The organism is Nocardioides sp. (assembly GCF_035547795.1).
In the GTDB taxonomy this organism is placed as follows: domain Bacteria; phylum Actinomycetota; class Actinomycetes; order Propionibacteriales; family Nocardioidaceae; genus Nocardioides.
In genome coordinates, this window is the sequence record NZ_DASZUF010000021.1 from 1 (window position 1) to 16,284 (window position 16,284).

Annotated in this window: 14 protein-coding genes; 8 read left to right on the plus strand and 6 right to left on the minus strand. The window is 70.8% G+C overall.

The window, feature by feature from the left end:
* The 7 genes from VHA72_RS01795 to VHA72_RS01825 form a co-directional block, all read left to right on the plus strand.
* On the plus strand, positions 1 to 2,094 hold a 2,094-nt coding region (locus tag VHA72_RS01795; RefSeq protein WP_325572732.1), incomplete at its 5' end, for a beta-xylosidase/alpha-l-arabinosidase.
* Between the two features lie 22 nt (positions 2,095 to 2,116).
* On the plus strand, positions 2,117 to 3,103 hold the full coding sequence (whiA, locus tag VHA72_RS01800) for a DNA-binding protein WhiA (protein WP_325572733.1): 987 nt from the start codon (positions 2,117 to 2,119) through the stop codon (positions 3,101 to 3,103).
* A 144-nt stretch (positions 3,104 to 3,247) separates the two neighbouring features.
* Complete coding sequence (gap, locus tag VHA72_RS01805; RefSeq protein ID WP_325572734.1) at positions 3,248 to 4,246, plus strand: type I glyceraldehyde-3-phosphate dehydrogenase; 999 nt, start codon at positions 3,248 to 3,250, stop codon at positions 4,244 to 4,246.
* 3 nt (positions 4,247 to 4,249) lie between these two features.
* On the plus strand, positions 4,250 to 5,440 hold the full coding sequence (locus VHA72_RS01810; RefSeq protein ID WP_325572735.1) for a phosphoglycerate kinase: 1,191 nt from the start codon (positions 4,250 to 4,252) through the stop codon (positions 5,438 to 5,440).
* On the plus strand, positions 5,437 to 6,231 hold the full coding sequence (gene tpiA, locus VHA72_RS01815; RefSeq protein WP_325572736.1) for a triose-phosphate isomerase: 795 nt from the start codon (positions 5,437 to 5,439) through the stop codon (positions 6,229 to 6,231). The genes VHA72_RS01810 and tpiA overlap by 4 nt, the downstream gene beginning before the upstream one ends.
* Before the next feature lie 33 nt (positions 6,232 to 6,264).
* The gene (gene secG / locus VHA72_RS01820) at positions 6,265 to 6,498 is read left to right on the plus strand and encodes a preprotein translocase subunit SecG (protein WP_325572769.1); all 234 of its coding nucleotides are present in this window, start codon (positions 6,265 to 6,267) and stop codon (positions 6,496 to 6,498) included.
* Positions 6,499 to 6,530: 32 nt separating this feature from the next.
* Positions 6,531 to 6,890 (plus strand): RNA polymerase-binding protein RbpA, encoded by a 360-nt coding sequence (locus VHA72_RS01825; RefSeq protein ID WP_325572737.1) that lies wholly within the window; start codon positions 6,531 to 6,533, stop codon positions 6,888 to 6,890.
* Positions 6,891 to 7,043: 153 nt separating this feature from the next.
* On the opposite strand, the gene pgl is transcribed toward VHA72_RS01825, so the two are convergent.
* From pgl to tkt, 6 genes are read right to left on the minus strand one after another with little or no spacing between them, the layout of a single operon-like run.
* Positions 7,044 to 7,772 (minus strand): 6-phosphogluconolactonase, encoded by a 729-nt coding sequence (pgl, locus tag VHA72_RS01830; RefSeq protein WP_325572738.1) that lies wholly within the window; start codon positions 7,770 to 7,772, stop codon positions 7,044 to 7,046.
* Positions 7,769 to 8,707 carry a glucose-6-phosphate dehydrogenase assembly protein OpcA gene (locus VHA72_RS01835; RefSeq protein ID WP_325572739.1) on the minus strand — a complete coding sequence of 313 codons (939 nt, stop codon included), beginning with the start codon at positions 8,705 to 8,707 and terminating at the stop codon, positions 7,769 to 7,771. Before VHA72_RS01835 ends, pgl begins: the two co-directional genes overlap by 4 nt.
* Positions 8,704 to 10,236 (minus strand): glucose-6-phosphate dehydrogenase, encoded by a 1,533-nt coding sequence (zwf, locus tag VHA72_RS01840; RefSeq protein ID WP_325572740.1) that lies wholly within the window; start codon positions 10,234 to 10,236, stop codon positions 8,704 to 8,706. The genes VHA72_RS01835 and zwf overlap by 4 nt, the downstream gene beginning before the upstream one ends.
* Complete coding sequence (gene pgi / locus VHA72_RS01845; protein WP_325572741.1) at positions 10,229 to 11,899, minus strand: glucose-6-phosphate isomerase; 1,671 nt, start codon at positions 11,897 to 11,899, stop codon at positions 10,229 to 10,231. Before pgi ends, zwf begins: the two co-directional genes overlap by 8 nt.
* A gap of 2 nt (positions 11,900 to 11,901) precedes the next feature.
* Positions 11,902 to 13,008 carry a transaldolase gene (gene tal, locus VHA72_RS01850; protein WP_325572742.1) on the minus strand — a complete coding sequence of 369 codons (1,107 nt, stop codon included), beginning with the start codon at positions 13,006 to 13,008 and terminating at the stop codon, positions 11,902 to 11,904.
* A gap of 60 nt (positions 13,009 to 13,068) precedes the next feature.
* The gene (tkt, locus tag VHA72_RS01855; RefSeq protein WP_325572743.1) at positions 13,069 to 15,228 is read right to left on the minus strand and encodes a transketolase; all 2,160 of its coding nucleotides are present in this window, start codon (positions 15,226 to 15,228) and stop codon (positions 13,069 to 13,071) included.
* An 81-nt stretch (positions 15,229 to 15,309) separates the two neighbouring features.
* Between tkt and VHA72_RS01860 the strand changes: the two genes are divergently transcribed.
* On the plus strand, positions 15,310 to 16,260 hold the full coding sequence (locus tag VHA72_RS01860; protein ID WP_414689737.1) for a heme o synthase: 951 nt from the start codon (positions 15,310 to 15,312) through the stop codon (positions 16,258 to 16,260).
* Positions 16,261 to 16,284 lie beyond the last annotated feature (24 nt).

Below are 16,284 nucleotides of genomic sequence, written 5' to 3' on the forward strand. Positions count from 1 at the left end.
CGGGAGACCCGGCTGGGCATCCCGGCGATCGTGCACGAGGAGTGCCTGACCGGGCTGGCCGCCTGGCAGGCCGCGACGTACCCGACGCCGCTGGCGTGGGGCGCCTCCTTCGACCCGGAGCTGGTCGAGGAGATGGCGGCCGCGATCGGGGAGTCCATGCACCAGCTGGGCGTCCACCAGGGGCTCGCCCCCGTCCTGGACGTGGTGCGCGATCCGCGCTGGGGCCGGGTCGACGAGTGCATCGGCGAGGATCCCTACCTGGTCGGCACGATCGGTACGGCGTACGTCCGCGGGCTGCAGTCCGCCGGGGTGCACGCGACCCTCAAGCACTTCCTCGGCTACTCCGGCTCCAAGGCCGGGCGCAATCACGCCCCGGTCTCGATCGGCCGGCGCGAGCTCGCCGACGTCTTCGCCGTCCCGTTCGAGATGGCGATCAAGGACGGCGGCGCGCGCAGCGTGATGAACTCCTACACCGACCTGGACGGGGTCCCGGCCGCGGCGGATCCCGACCTGTTCACCGGCCTGCTGCGCGAGCGCTGGGGCTTCGACGGCGTGGTGGTCTCGGACTATTTCGCGGTGGCGTTCCTGGCGATCATGCACGCGGTCGCGGCCGACCGCGGCGAGGCGGCGGCGCTGGCGCTGGCCGCCGGCATCGACGTCGAGCTGCCCAGCGGCGACGCCTACCTGGAGCCGCTGGCCAAGCTGGTCGCGACCGGTCAGGTCGAGGAGGCGCTGGTCGACCGGGCGGTGCTGCGAGTGCTGAGCCAGAAGGAGTCCCTCGGCCTGCTCGACGAGGACTTCTCCGGCGAGCCGCCGACGGCGATCGAGCTGGACTCGGCGGCCCACCGCGCTCTTGCGCGCCGGTTGGCCGAGGAGTCGCTGGTGCTGCTGCGCAACGACGGCGTACTGCCGCTGGCGTCGCCCGGCCGGGTGGCGGTGATCGGCCCCAATGCGGACCGGCCCGCGGCCATGATGGGCTGCTACTCCTTCGCCAACCACGTGCTGGCGCACCACCCCGAGGTACCGCTGGGGATCGAGGTGCCGAGCCTGGCCGAGGCCCTGCGCGCCGAGCTGGCCGACAGCGAGCTGACGTTCGTGGAGGGCTGCGAGGTCGAGGGCGACGACACGTCCGGCATCGCCGCGGCGGTGGCCGCCGCGGAGACGGCCGACGTCGCCGTCGTGGTGGTCGGCGACCAGGCCGGGCTGTTCGGCCGGGGCACGGTGGGTGAGGGCAACGACACCGACTCCCTCGACCTGCCCGGCGTCCAGCGCGAGCTCGTCGAGACGGTCGTCGCCACCGGTACGCCGGTCGTGATGGTGCTGCTGACCGGCCGCCCGTACGCGATCGGCTGGGCGCTGGAGGGCGGCCGCGGCCCGGCCGCCGTCCTCCAGGCGTTCTTCCCGGGCGAGGAGGGCGGGCCGGCGATCGCCCGCGTCCTCTCCGGCGCCGCCAGCCCGTCCGGCCGGCTACCGGTCAGCCTGCCGCGCTCGTCGGGCGCGCAGCCGTACTCCTACCTGCGCCCGGTGCTCGGCGGCCCGTCCGAGGTCACCAGCGCCGACCCGACCCCGGTCCGGCCCTTCGGCTTCGGGCTGACCTACACCAGCTTCGTCACCAGCGGTCTGGTCGCGGACGAGCAGGTGCCGACCGACGGCACCATCGGTGTCCGGGTCGACGTCACGAACACCGGGGCCCGCCACGGCGTCCACGTCGTGCAGCTCTACGGCCGCGACCTGGTCGCCTCGGTGGTGCGCCCGGTCGCCCAGCTGCTCGCCTACCAGCGGGTGTCGCTGGCGCCGGGGGAGTGCGCGCGGGTGGAGTTCCGGGTGCCGACCACCCGACTGGCGTTCTCCGACCGCTCGATGACGCGCGTCGTCGAGCCGGGTGAGATCGAGCTGTGGGTCGCGGAGTCGGCGGGGGCGAAGACCGACGCGGTGGTCGCCGAGGGCATCGCCGCCTCGGCCCAGACCGCGGGGGCGGCCGCCGCCGGCGACCAGGTCGAGCGGGTCCGGCTGACGCTGACCGGGGACGTGCACGCCGTACGCGAACAGGACGCTCGACTGGCGACAGCGACCGTCGCTGCTGCGGGTCGTTGACTGATCTGAAAGACTCCCCGCTATGGCGATGACGGCACAGGTGAAGGCGGAGCTTGCGAGCACCCAGATCACGAAGACCTGTTGCCGCAAGGCCGAGGTGGCCTCGATGCTGCGCTTCGCCGGTGGCCTCCACATCGTCAACGGCCGGATCGTGGTCGAGGCGGAGCTGGACACCGGCGCGGCCGCGCGTCGGCTGCGCAAGGAGGTCGCCGAGGTCTACGGTCATCAGGCCGAGGTCGCGATCGTGCAGGGCAACGGCATCCGCAAGGGCTCGCGCTACATCGTCCGGGTGGTCAAGGACGGCGAGGCGCTCGCCCGGCAGACGGGCCTGCTGGACCAGCGGGGACGGCCGGTGCGGGGGCTGCCGCCGGCGGTCGTCTCCGGCGCCGCCTGCGACGCCGTGGCGGCCTGGCGTGGCGCCTTCCTGGCGCACGGATCGCTGACCGAGCCGGGTCGTTCCAGCTCGCTGGAGGTGACCTGCCCGGGGGCGGAGGCCGCGCTGGCCCTGGTCGGCGTCGCCCGCCGGCTCGGCATCCAGGCCAAGGCGCGCGAGGTGCGCGGCGTCGACCGGGTGGTCATCCGCGACGGCGACGCCATCGGCCAGCTGCTCACCCGGCTGGGCGCGCACGAGTCGCTGATGGCCTGGGAGGAGCGCCGGATGCGCCGCGAGGTGCGCGCCACCGCCAACCGGCTGGCCAACTTCGACGACGCCAATCTGCGCCGCTCGGCGCGTGCGGCCGTCGCCGCCGGGGCTCGAGTGGAGCGGGCCATGGAGATCCTCGGCGACGACGTACCCGAGCATCTGCGACTCGCCGGGGAGCTGCGCCTCAAGCACAAGCAGGCATCCCTGGAGGAGCTGGGCCAGCTGCACGAGCCAGCGCTGACCAAGGACGCCATCGCGGGCCGGATCCGGCGGCTGCTGGCGATGGCCGACAAGCGTGCCGAGGAGCTCGGCATCCCCGATACGGAAGCCTCCCTGACCCCCGAGATGCTGGCCGACGAGGCCTGAGTCGGGGCCGATCCGACGCCGCGGGTGTGACGCCTGTGACATTGGATCGTCCCAAACCCGTCGACGGACGGACGGGTGCAGCCTGACTGGCCGGTAGTCGCTAGGGTCGGAGGCGAAGGAAGCCATCCAGAGCAGGAGTCAGCAGTGACCGTTCGTGTAGGTATCAACGGGTTCGGCCGCATCGGCCGGAACTTCTTCCGCGCCGTCCGCGCTTCCGGTCTCGACATCGAGATCGTGGGCGTCAACGACCTGTCCGACAACGCCGTGCTCGCGCACCTGCTGAAGTACGACACCATCCTGGGCACCCTCGACACGGACGTGGTCGCCTCCGACGGCGAGATCAAGGTCGGCGACCAGGTCGTCAAGGCCTTCGCCGAGCGGGACCCGGCGAACCTCAAGTGGGCCGACCTGGGCGTCGACGTCGTGGTGGAGTCGACCGGCTTCTTCACCGATGCCACCAAGGCCCGTGCGCACGTCGACAACGGCGGCGCCAAGAAGGTCATCATCTCGGCGCCGGCGAGCAACGAGGACGCCACCATCGTGATGGGCGTGAACGAGGGCGCCTACGACCCCGAGGCGCACACCGTCATCTCCAATGCGTCCTGCACCACCAACTGCCTCGCGCCGCTGGCCAAGGCGCTGCACGAGGGCATCGGGATCGAGCGCGGCCTGATGACCACGGTGCACGCCTACACCGCCGACCAGAACCTGCAGGACAACATCCACAAGGACCTGCGCCGCGCCCGCGTCGCCGCGATCAACGTCGTCCCGACCTCCACCGGCGCCGCCAAGGCGATCGGCCTGGTGCTGCCCGAGCTCAAGGGCAAGCTCGACGGCTACGCGCTGCGCGTGCCGGTGCCGACCGGCTCGATCACCGACCTCTCCTTCGAGGCCTCTCGGGAGACCTCGGTCGAGGAGATCAACGAGATCGTCAAGAAGGCCGCCGACGGCCGCTACCTGGTCTACTCGACCGACCCGATCGTCTCCTCGGACATCGTGACCAACCCGGCCTCCTCGATCTTCGACGCGCCGCTGACCAAGGTCATCGGCAACCAGGTCAAGGTCGCCTCCTGGTACGACAACGAGTGGGGCTACTCCAACCGCCTTGCCGACCTGATCGACTACGTCGGCAAGACCCTCTGATCGATGGGGGAGTACGCCGGGCTGGGCGAGGTGGCCGGGAAGCGGGTCCTCGTCCGGTCAGACCTCAACGTGCCCCTGCAGGACGGTCGGATCACCGACGACGGCCGGATCCGGGCGTCGGTGCCGACCATCAAGGCGCTCGCGGACGCCGGTGCCCGCGTCGTCGTGACGGCCCACCTGGGTCGCCCCGACGGCGCTTTGGACCCGGCGTACTCGCTGGCGCCGGTCGCCGCGCGACTCGGTGAGCTGCTCGGCGCGCCGGTCGTCTTCGCGACCGACACCGTCGGCGAGTCCGCGAAGCAGACCGTGGCGGGCCTGGCCGACGGCCAGGTCGCGCTGCTGGAGAACGTCCGGTTCAACGCCGGTGAGACCGCCAAGGACGACGCGGTGCGCGGCGCCTTCGCGGCGCAGCTGGCGTCGCTGGCGGACGCCTTCGTCTCCGACGGGTTCGGAGTGGTGCACCGCAAGCAGGCCAGCGTGTACGACGTCGCGCAGCTGCTGCCGCACGCCATGGGCGGCCTGGTGGCCGCGGAGATCGACGTACTGCGGCGGCTGACCGACACCCCGGAGCGGCCCTACGCCGTCGTCCTGGGCGGCTCGAAGGTCTCCGACAAGCTCGGCGTCATCGACAATCTGCTCGGCAAGGCGAACACCCTGCTGATCGGCGGCGGGATGGTCTTCACGTTCCTCAAGGCCCAGGGTCACGAGGTGGGCAGGAGCCTGCTGGAGGAGGACCAGATCCCGGCGGTGCTGGAGTACCTGGAGCGCGCCCGGGCCAACGGCGTGCGGATCGTGCTGCCCACCGACATCGTCGTCGCCGACGCGTTCGGCGACGAGGCGTCGGCGCGGGTGGTGCCGGCGGACCAGATCCCGGCCGACGCGCTCGGCCTGGACATCGGCCCGAGCTCGGGTGCGGCGTTCGCCGTGGTCATCGAGCAAGCCCGCACGGTCTTCTGGAACGGCCCGATGGGCGTCTTCGAGCAGCCCGCCTTCGCGGCCGGGACGAAGGCGGTCGCCGAGGCGCTGACGAAGGTCCAGGGGCTCTCCGTGGTCGGCGGTGGCGACTCCGCGGCCGCCGTTCGTGCGCTCGGCTTCTCCGACGAGCAGTTCGGGCACATCTCGACCGGTGGCGGCGCGTCGCTGGAGTACCTGGAGGGCAAGGAGCTGCCCGGCATCACGGTGCTCGAGGGATGAGCGGCAAGCGAACCCCGCTGATGGCGGGCAACTGGAAGATGAACCTCAACCACCAAGAAGCGGTGGTGCTGGTCCAGAAGCTCGCCTGGACGCTCGGTGACAAGAAGCACGACTACGCCAAGGCCGAGGTCGCCGTGCTCCCGCCGTTCACGGATCTGCGCTCCGTGCAGACCCTCGTCGACGGCGACCGGCTCGCGATCAGGTACGGCGCGCAGGACGTGTCGGTGCACGACAACGGCGCCTACACCGGCGAGATCTCGGCGGCGATGCTGAGCAAGCTCGGGTGCAGCTATGTCGTGGTCGGCCACTCGGAGCGCCGGCAGTACCACGGCGAGACCGACGCGCTGGTCGCGCAGAAGGCGGCGGTGACCCTCAGGGCAGGCATGACTCCGATCGTCTGCGTCGGCGAGGGCCTGGAGGTGCGTCAGGCGGGCACCCATGTGCCGTTCTGCAGCGAGCAGCTGATCGGGTCGCTGGCGGGCCTCGGCGCCGAGCAGGTGGCGGGCCTGGTGATCGCCTACGAGCCGGTCTGGGCGATCGGCACCGGCGAGGTGGCCACCCCCGACGACGCCCAGGAGGTCTGTGCCGCGCTGCGCGCCCAGATCAGGGAGTCGTACGGCGCCGAGGCGGCCGACGCGGTCCGCATCCTCTACGGCGGTTCGGTGAAGGCGAACAACGTCGCCGGCCTGATGACCAAGACCGATGTGGACGGTGCCTTGGTGGGTGGCGCGAGCCTGGTGGTCGAGGAGTTTGCCGCGATCTGCCGCTTCTACGACCTGCCTGTGCTGTGACGGCGCAGGCGTGACGTAGGATTCCGGATCGTGCTGGAACTTCTCTTCACCATCCTCCTGGTGGCCTCGAGCGCCGTGATGATCCTGCTGGTGCTGCTGCACAAGGGTCGTGGCGGTGGCCTGTCCGACATGTTCGGTGGTGGTGTGTCGAGCTCGCTGGGTGGCTCGAGCGTCGCCGAGCGCAACCTCGACCGGCTCACCGTCGGTGTCGGTGCGATCTGGTTCGCCTGCGTCATCGCGCTGGGCCTCCTGCTCGCGTACCGCTGACCTGTTCCAGCTCAAGACAAGGACGAGACGACATGGCTGGTGGAGCTAACGCCATCCGGGGCAGCCGGGTCGGCGCCGGCCCGATGGGTGAGGCGGAGCGCGGCGAGGCCGCGCCCCGCAAGGCGGTGACCTACTTCTGCGCCAACGAGCACCGCTCGGTGATCACGTTCGCCGTCGAGGCGAGCACGCCGGAGTCGTGGGACTGTCCGAAGTGCGGCCTGCCGGCCGGCCTCGACGTCGAGAACGCGCCGCCGGCGCCGAAGATCGAGCCGTACAAGACGCACTTGGCGTATGTGAAGGAGCGCCGCTCCGACAAGGAGGCCGAGGACATCCTGGACGAGGCCATTCAGCTGCTGCGCTCCCGGCGCAAGGCCGGCGAGATCATCTTCTGACGTCGAATCCGGGATTTCGCACGTCCGAATCCGGGGTGGTGACTCAGTAGGCCCCACACCGAAAGGGTGGGGGGGCCTACTCAGTGGTGCGGAATGACCGAATGGGGCGTGTGAAATCCCCTATTCGGGCGTGTGAAATCCCCTATTCAACGGTCAGAGGCGGGAGGCGGCGGCCCGGTCGAGGAACCAGATGGTCTCCTCCTGGCCCTGGACGCCGGCGGCGGGCGTCTGGTGCGGGTCGGCGCCGCCCAGCGCACTGGCCACGGCCTCGGCCTTCCCCTCGCCGCTGACCAGGAACCACACCGAGGCGGAGCGGCGCAGCGCCTCGAAGGTCAGCGAGATTCGCTCCGGCGGCGGCTTCGGGGAGCCGGTGACGCCCACCGCGATGGCGTCGGTGACGTCCAGCTGCGGGAACCCGGGGAAGAGCGAGGCGATGTGGCCATCGGGGCCGACGCCGAGCATCATCACGTCGAAGCGACCGCCGCCACTGTCGCGGACCTCGGCGGCGTACGCCGTGGCGCCCTCCTCGACGTTCGTCGCATCGGCGGTCGAGGCCATCTGGTGCACCCGGTGGTCGGGAACGCCGACGGCGTCGAGGAAGGCGGCCTTGGCCTGGCCGGCGTTGCGGTCGGGGGAGTCGGGGGCGACGAACCGCTCGTCACCGAACCAGAACTCCACGGCGCCCCAGTCCACGCCGGACTCGGGCGCGAGTCGGGCGACCTCGCGGTGGATCGACTCGGCGATGGTGCCGCCGGTGAGGCAGATGTGCGGCACGTGGCCGGCCGCCTGGGCGTCGGCGATCCGGTTCAGCAGCTCGCCGGCGACGGCCGTCGACAGGTCCGCGGCGTCGTCGTGAACCTCGATGCGGGGAGTGTCGGTCACTTCTTGCCCTTCCTGGTGGGGGTCTTCTTGGCAGCCAGTCCGCGGGCGAGGAAGCGCGCGGTGGCGGCGTAGACGTCGTCCTCGTCGAGTCGGCGCAGCTCCTCGGCGAGCAACTCGGGTACGTCGCGCCGCCGCAGCGCCACCGGGCGATCCGGGTTGCCCGGCGAGGAGAACGTCGCCAGCCGGCCGTCGGGTCGCGAGATCCGGATCGGCCCCTTCTTGGTCTCCAGGGTCACCTCGGTGAGGCCGGGGCCGTCGGAGGTGATGCGGCGTACGTCGACCCGCAGCCGCTGGCCCAGCCAGGCCGCCAGCAGGTCGGCGCTGGGGTTGCCGCGGTCGGCGGCCACCGAGGCGCCGGTCACCTTGAGCGGGTGCTGGTCCAACGCGGCGGCCAGCAGCGCCCGCCAGGGCGTCAGCCGGGTCCAGGACAGGTCGGTGTTGCCGGGGGAGTACGCCGCGCACTGCACCTGCAGGGTGCGCGCCTGGGCGGCTGCGGCCGCGCTGTCGGTGATCCGTCGCTGCGCCAGCCGGCCGAGCGGGTCGCCGGCCAGGTCTCTGGGCGCGCGTGAGGCCCACCAGGCGACCACTGGGGAGTCGGGCAGCAGCAGCGGCAGCACCACCGAGTCGGGATGCTTGACCACCTCGCCGACCAGCCGCAGCAGCGCCATCTCGCCACCCCAGCCGGCGCCCACGGTGACCTCCGCGTCCACCTGGCCGGCGCCGCGGGACGAGCCGAGCACGACCCCGAGGACGCGGGCGGGATGCTCGTGCGAGGCCGCGCGGGCGGCCTCGAGGGTGGCGGCGGCGTCCTGTTCCTCGACCACCACGACGACCGTCATCACCATGCCCATCGCCGGGCTGCCGGCCCGGGTGCGGGCGCGCACGAACTCCGCGGCGATCGCAGCACTGTTGGTCGCGGTCAGCGTGGTCGTCATGGCCGCCTCCAGGTCCGTCCGTCGCGGGCCAGCATCGCCTCGGCCGAGCCGGGGCCCCAGCCGCCGGAGGGATACTGCTCCGGTCCGGCCCCACGCTTGTCCTGCTTGGCCCAGAAGTCGAGGATCGGGTCGAGGATCTGCCACGACAGCTCGACCTCCTCGTGCCGCGGGAACAGCGGCGGGTCTCCGAGCAGGACGTCGAGAATGAGCCGCTCGTACGCCTCGGGGGAGGCCTCGGTGAAGGATCCGCCGTAGGCGAAGTCCATGTTCACGTCGCGGATCTCCATCGCGGTGCCCGGCACCTTGGAGCCGAACCGGACCGTCATGCCCTCGTCGGGCTGGACCCGGATGACCAGCGCGTTCTGGGTCAGCTCCTCGGTCGCGGTCGGGTTGAACAGCTGATGTGGGGCCCGCTTGAACACCACCGCGACCTCGGTGACCCGGCGGCCGAGCCGCTTGCCGGTGCGCAGGTAGAACGGCACCCCGGCCCAGCGGCGGGTGTCGACGTGCAGCGTGACGGCGGCGAAGGTCTCGGTAGTCGATGTGGCCGAGATGCCCTCCTCCTGGAGGAAGCCGGGCACCTTCTCGCCGCCCGCCCAGCCGGCGGCGTACTGCCCGCGGGCGGTGGTCGCGCCCAGGTCGGAGGGCAGTCGGACCGAGGAGAGCACCTTCTGCTTCTCGATCCGCAGCGCCTGGGCGTCGAAGGTCGTGGGCTCCTCCATGGCCACCAGCGACATCAGCTGCAGCAGGTGGTTCTGGATGACGTCGCGGGCGGCGCCGATGCCGTCGTAGTAGCCGGCTCGACCGCCGATGCCGACGTCCTCGGCCATGGTGATCTGGACGTGGTCGACGTAGTTGGCGTTCCAGATCGGCTCGAACATCGTGTTGGCGAAGCGAAGCGCCAGGATGTTCTGGACCGTCTCCTTGCCCAGGTAGTGGTCGATCCGGAAGATCGAGCCGTCCGGGAAGACGCCGTCGAGGATGCCGTTGAGCTCGCGTGCCGACCTCAGGTCGTGGCCGAACGGCTTCTCCACTACCACTCGCCGCCAGCTGTCGCCGGCCGCGTCGGCCAGGCCGTGCTCCTTGAGCTGCCCGACCACGTCGCCGAAGAACGCCGGCGGGATGGCGAGGTAGAAGGCGTGGTTGCCGCCGGTGCCGCGGCTGACGTCGAGCTCCTCGATGGTGTGCCGCAGCTGCTCGAAGGCGACGTCGTCGTCGAACTCGCCGGGCACGAACCGGAAGCCCTCGGCGAGCTGGTCCCACACCTCCTCGCGGAACGGCGTGCGGGAGTGCTCCTTGACCGCGTCGTGCACCACCTGGGCGAAGTCCTCGTCGGCCCAGTCTCGCCGGGCGAAGCCGGTCAGCGAGAAGCCGGGCGGCAGCAGCCCGCGGTTGGCCAGGTCGTAGATCGCCGGCATCACCTTCTTGCGCGACAGGTCGCCGGTGACGCCGAAGAGCACCAGCCCGCAGGGACCGGCGATCCGAGGGAGTCGTCGGTCCTGCGGGTCGCGCAGCGGATTGCTAGCCACGGTGTGCGCGGTAGTAGTCGATGAGCGCCCGGGTGGAGGCGTCCTGCTGCGCCTTGGCCTCCTCGTCGCCCCCGACAGCCGGGCTGACCTGGAGCGCGAGCTGCTTGCCCAGCTCGACGCCCCACTGGTCGAAGCTGTCGATGCCCCACACCACGCCCTGGGTGAACGTGATGTGCTCGTAGAGGGCGATCAGCTGACCCAGCACGCGCGGGGTGAGCGCGGGCGCCATGATGGAGGTCGTCGGCCGGTTGCCGGTGAAGATCCGGGCCGGGACGATCGCCTCCGCGGTGCCCTCGGCGCGGACCTCGTCGGCGGTCTTGCCGAACGCCAGCGCTCTGGTCTGGGCGAAGAAGTTCGCCAGGAAGAGTTCGTGCACGTCCGTCTCGCCGTCCTTCAGCGGGTACGGCGGGGTCGCGAACGCGATGAAGTCGGCCGGGATCAGTCGCGTCCCCTGGTGGATCAGCTGGTAGAACGCGTGCTGGCCGTTGGTGCCGGGCTCGCCCCAGAACACCTCGCCGGTGTCGGTCGTCACCGGCGAGCCGTCCCAGCGCACGCCCTTGCCGTTGGACTCCATGGTGAGCTGCTGGAGGTACGCCGGGAACCGGTGCAGCAGCTGTGCATAGGGAAGCACGGCGTGCGTCTGGGCCCCGAGGAAGTTGGTGTACCAGACGTTGAGCAGGCCCATCAGCACCGGCACGTTGTGGGCCAGGTCGGTGTGGCGGAAGTGGTCGTCGAGGGCGTGGAAGCCGGCCAGGAACTCGGCGAAGCGCTCCGGGCCGATGGCGATCGCCAGCGAGGTTCCGATCGCCGAGTCGACGGAGTAGCGGCCGCCGACCCAGTCCCAGAAACCGAACGCGTTGGCCGGGTCGATGCCGAACGCCTTGACCTTGTCCAGTGCGGTGGAGACGGCGACGAAGTGTCGCTCGATCGCCTGGGCCTGGTCGACGTCGGGTCCCAGTCTCTCCAGCAGCCAGGCCTTGCACAGCCGGGCATTGGTCAGTGTCTCGAGGGTGCCGAACGTCTTGCTGGAGACGACGAACAGCGTGCTGGCCGGGTCGAGCCCGGCGAGCTTCTGGGCGGCGTCGGTCGGGTCGATGTTGCTGATGAACCGACACTCGATCTCGCCCTGGTCGTTGGGCAGGGCCCGGTAGGGCGCCAGCGCCTCGTAGGCCATGACCGGGCCGAGGTCGGAGCCGCCGATGCCGATGTTGACCACCGTGCGGATCCGCTCGCCGGTCACCCCGGTCCATGCTCCGGAGCGGACCCGGTCGGCGAAGTCGTACATGCGCTGGAGCACGTCGTGGACGTCCGCGACGACGTCCTGCCCGTCGACGTCGAGGACGGCGTCGGCGGGCAGCCGCAGTGCGGTGTGCAGGACGGCCCGGTCCTCGGTGACGTTGACGTGTTCGCCGGCGAACATCGCGTCGCGGCGGGCCGCCAGCCCGACCTCCTCGGCCAGGGCCAGCAGCGCACTCAGCACCTCGTCGGTGACCAGTCCCTTGGACAGGTCGACGTACAGGTCCGCGGCGGTGAACGTCAGCCGCTCGACCCGCGCGGGATCATCCGCGAACCAGCCGCGGAGGTCCGGGGCGAAGCCGTCGGCAAGGACGGTGAGGCGCTGCCACGCCTCGGTGCTGGTCGCGTCGACGGGCGTGGCGCTCACCTTCAGGCTCCCGCCTTCGCCATCTGCCCCTTCACGGTGTCGATCAGCTCCAGCCAGGAGGCCTTGAACTTGTCGACGCCCTCGGTCTCGAGCACGCGGAATACGTCGTCGAGGTCGATCCCGGCGGCGACGAGACCGTCGAAGACCTCCTGTGCCTCGGCGGCCTTCCCGGTGACCTGGTCGCCGTGCACCTCGCCGTGGTCGGCGAAGGCCCGCATGGTCTTCTCCGGCATGGTGTTGACGGTGTCGGCCACGACCAGGTCGGTGATGTAGAGCGTGTCCGGGTACGCCGGGTTCTTCACCCCGGTGGAGGCCCACAGCGGCCGCTGCACGTTCGCCCCGGCCGCGGCCAGCTGCTGCCAGCGCTCGCCGGCGTGCACCTCGGTGAAGGCGGCGTAGGCGAGCCGGGCGTTGGCGACGGCGGACTTGCCGCGCAGCGCGAGCGCGTCGTCGGAGCCGATCTTCTCCAGCCGGGCGTCCACCTCGGTGTCGACCCGGCTGACGAAGAAGCTCGCCACGCTGCGGATCGTCGACAGGTCGATGCCCGCGGCCTGGGCCTGCTCGAGGCCGGCCAGGTAGGCGTCCATCACGGCGCGGTAGCGCTCGATGGAGAAGATGAGCGTGACGTTGACGCTGATCCCGGCCGCGACGGCGGCGGTGATCGCCGGCAGACCTTCCAGGGTCGCCGGGATCTTGATCAGGGCATTGGGACGGTCCACCGCGGCCCACAGCGCCTTGGCGCTGGCGATGGTCGCCTCGGTGTCGTTGGCCAGCGTCGGCTCCACCTCGATGGAGACCCGGCCGTCGTCCTTGGTCGCCTCGGCGACCGGAGCCAGGATGTCGCACGCGTTGCGGACGTCCTCGGTGGTGAGCTCGAAGATCACCTTGTCGACATCGGCGCCGTCCTTGACCAGCTGCGCGACCTGCGCGTCATACCGCTCGCCGTTGGCGATGGCCGCCGCGAAGATCGTCGGGTTGGTGGTGACGCCCACGACGGAGGAATCCTTGACGAGGTCGGCCAGGTTGCCGGTCTCGATCCGCTCCCGGGACAGGTCGTCGAGCCAGATGGAGACGCCGGCGTCGGCCAGCGCCTTGAGACGGTCACTCATGTGCACTCTCCCGATTCTTTTGATCGTTCCAATCCGACTCTAGCGCGGCGGCGAACGGGCTCAGTGCCGTGCCGCCTCCATGCTGTCCTTGGCGGCCTGCGCGACCGCCTCGGGCGTGAAGCCGAACTCCTTGAAGATGCGCGCCCCGTCGGCCGAGGCGCCGTAGTGCTCGAGGCTCACCATCCGGCCGTTGTCGCCGACGTACTCCCGCCAGCCCTGGCGGATGCCCGCCTCGACGCTGACCCGCGCCTTGACCGAGGGCGGCAGCACCTGGTCGCGGTAGGCCTGGGTCTGCTGCTCGAACCACTCGATCGAGGGCATCGAGACCACACGGGCGTTGATCCCCTCGGCCTTGAGCTGCTCGCGGGCGGTGACTGCCAGCTGCACCTCGGAGCCGGTGCCGATCAGGATGACGTCCGGCTCGCCGCCCTCGGCGTCGATGAGGACGTAGCCGCCCTTGCCGACGTTCTCGGTGGTGGCGAAGCCGTCCACGCCCCGCGGGAAGATCGGCAGGTTCTGTCGACTCAGGATGAGGCCGGCCGGGCGGTCGCTGTTCTTCAAGACCTGGAGCCAGGCGGCCGCGGTCTCGTTGGCGTCGGCCGGGCGGACGATGTCCAGGCCGGGGATGCCGCGCAGCGCCCACAGATGCTCGACCGGCTGATGGGTCGGGCCGTCCTCGCCGAGGCCGATCGAGTCGTGCGTCCAGATCCAGATCGCCGGCGCCTTCATCAGGGCGCCGACCCGGACCGCACCGCGCATGTAGTCGGAGAACTGCAGGAAGGTGGCCCCGAAGACGCGGGTGCCGCCGTGCACCGCGATGCCGTTGATGATCGCGCCCATGCCGTGCTCACGGATGCCGAAGTGCAGCACCCGGCCCTGGTAGGGGTCGCCCTGCCAGTCGTGGGTGGAGCGGTCGGTGGGGATGAACGACTTGGCGCTGGTGATGGTGGTGTTGTTCGAGCCGGCCAGGTCGGCCGAGCCGCCCCACAGCTCGGGCATCAGGTCGGCGATGGCGTTGATCACCTTGCCGGACGCCGCTCGGGTGGCGATGCCCTTGGTGTCGGGCTCCCAGGTCGGCAGCGCGGCCTCGAGGCCCTCGGGGACGGCGCGCTTCTTCATCCGGTCGAGGATGGCGGCCGGCTCCGGGTTCGCGGCGGCCCAGGCGTCGAACTGCGGCACCCACCTGGCCTCCAGCTCCTTGCCGCGGGCCACCAGCCCGCGGGTGTGCTCGAGCACGTCCGGCGGCACCACGAAGCTCTTGGCCGGGTCGAAGCCGAGCAACTCCTTGGTGGCGGCGACCTCGTCGGTGCCCAGTGCGCTGCCGTGCGCGGCCTCGGTGTTCTGGGCGTGCGGGGCCGGCCAGGCCAGGATGGTCCGCAGCACGATGATGCTGGGCCGGTCGGTGACCTTCTCAGCCTCGCGGATGGCGGCGTACAGCGCCGGAACGTCCTCGTGGTAGTTCTTGCCGTCGGTGTGGTCGCCGGCGTGGGTCCAGTCGACGGTCTGGACGTGCCAGCCGTAGCCCTCGTAGCGCTTGGCGACGTCCTCGCTGAATGCGACGTCGGTGTTGCCCTCGATGGAGATCTTGTTCTGGTCGTAGATGAGCGTCAGGTTGCCCAGCCGCTGGGTGCCGGCGATCGAGGAGGCCTCGCCGCTGACGCCTTCCTCCAGGTCGCCGTCGGAGGCGATCGCGTAGATGTGGTGGTCGAAGATCGACTCACCGGTGTTGCCGGGGTCGAGGATGCCCTTCTCGCGGCGGGCGGCCATCGCCATGCCGACGGCGTTGCCGACGCCCTGACCGAGCGGGCCGGTGGTCACCTCGACGCCGGCGGTGTGGCCGTACTCGGGGTGTCCGGGGGTCTTGCTGCCCCACGTGCGCAGGCTCTCGATGTCCTCGATCTCCAGGCCGAAGCCGCCGAGGAACAGCTGCAGGTAGAGCGTGATGGAGCTGTGCCCGCAGGAGAGGACGAAGCGGTCGCGTGCGATCCAGTTCGGATTGGCCGGGTTGTGCCTCATCACCTTCTGGAAGAGCAGGTACGCCGCAGGAGCCAGGCTCATCGCGGTGCCCGGGTGGCCGTTGCCGACCTTCTGCACGGCGTCCATCGCGAGGACGCGAATGGTGTCAACCGCCTTCTTGTCCAGGTCGGTCCACTCAAGGTCCTGGGTTGCGCTCACGGGGGTCCTCTCAACGAGACGTACGGCGAATCCGAGCCTACTCATGCCGGGGGATAGACTCACACCCGCTGTCCAGCGACGGCACCAGTCAGACGACTGCGGCTCCACCAACAGTTGAGGAATTCTGTGACCTACGTCGGCGAGCACGCTCCGGGTGTGACGACCCCGGCAGCGCAGACGCCGCGGGCGACCCTCAAGGACGTCGTCACCGCCTACGTCGGGCTCACCAAGCCGCGCGTGATCGAGCTTCTGTTGCTCACCACGGTGCCGGTGATGTTCTTCGCCGCCCGCGGCGTGCCCGGGCTCGGCCTGGTGGTCGCCACCGTGGTGGGCGGCACGTTCTCGGCCGGGTCCGCCTCGGTGTTCAACTGCGTCTACGACCGCGACATCGACGAGCAGATGCGGCGTACCCGCCGCCGGGCGCTGCCGCGTCACATCGTCTCCCCGGGAGCCGCGCTCGCTTTCGGCACGCTGCTGGGCGTGCTCTCCACCGTCATCTTGGCGATCTTCGTCAACCCGCTCTCGGCGGCGCTGTCGGTGGGAGCGAACGCCTTCTACGTGCTCGTCTACACGATGCTGCTCAAGCGGCGCACCACCCAGAACATCGTCTGGGGCGGCATCGCCGGCTGCTTCCCGGCCCTGATCGGCTGGACCGCCGTCACCGGCCACCTGTCCTGGGCGCCGGTGATCCTGTTCCTGGTGGTCTTCTTCTGGACGCCGCCGCACACCTGGGCGCTGGCGCTGCGCTACCGCGAGGACTACGCGAACGTCGACGTGCCGATGCTGCCGGTGGTCAAGGAGGCCCGCGTCGTGGGCCTGCAGATCGTGCTCTACAGCTGGGTGATGGTCGCGGTCTCGCTCGCGCTGTGGCCGGTCGCCTCGACCGGCTGGTTCTACCCGGTCGCCGCGGTCGTGCTCGGGGCGGTGTTCCTGGTGCAGGCGCACCGGATGTACGGCCGCGCTCGCGGCACCGAGGACCTCTCGGTGATCCAGCCGATGCACCTGTTCCACAGCAGCAACCTCTACCTGTCGCTGCTGTTCGTGGCCGTTGCGGTCGACCCGCTGATCAGCCGCTGATCGCCCTCCCGTTGAGTCGGGCGG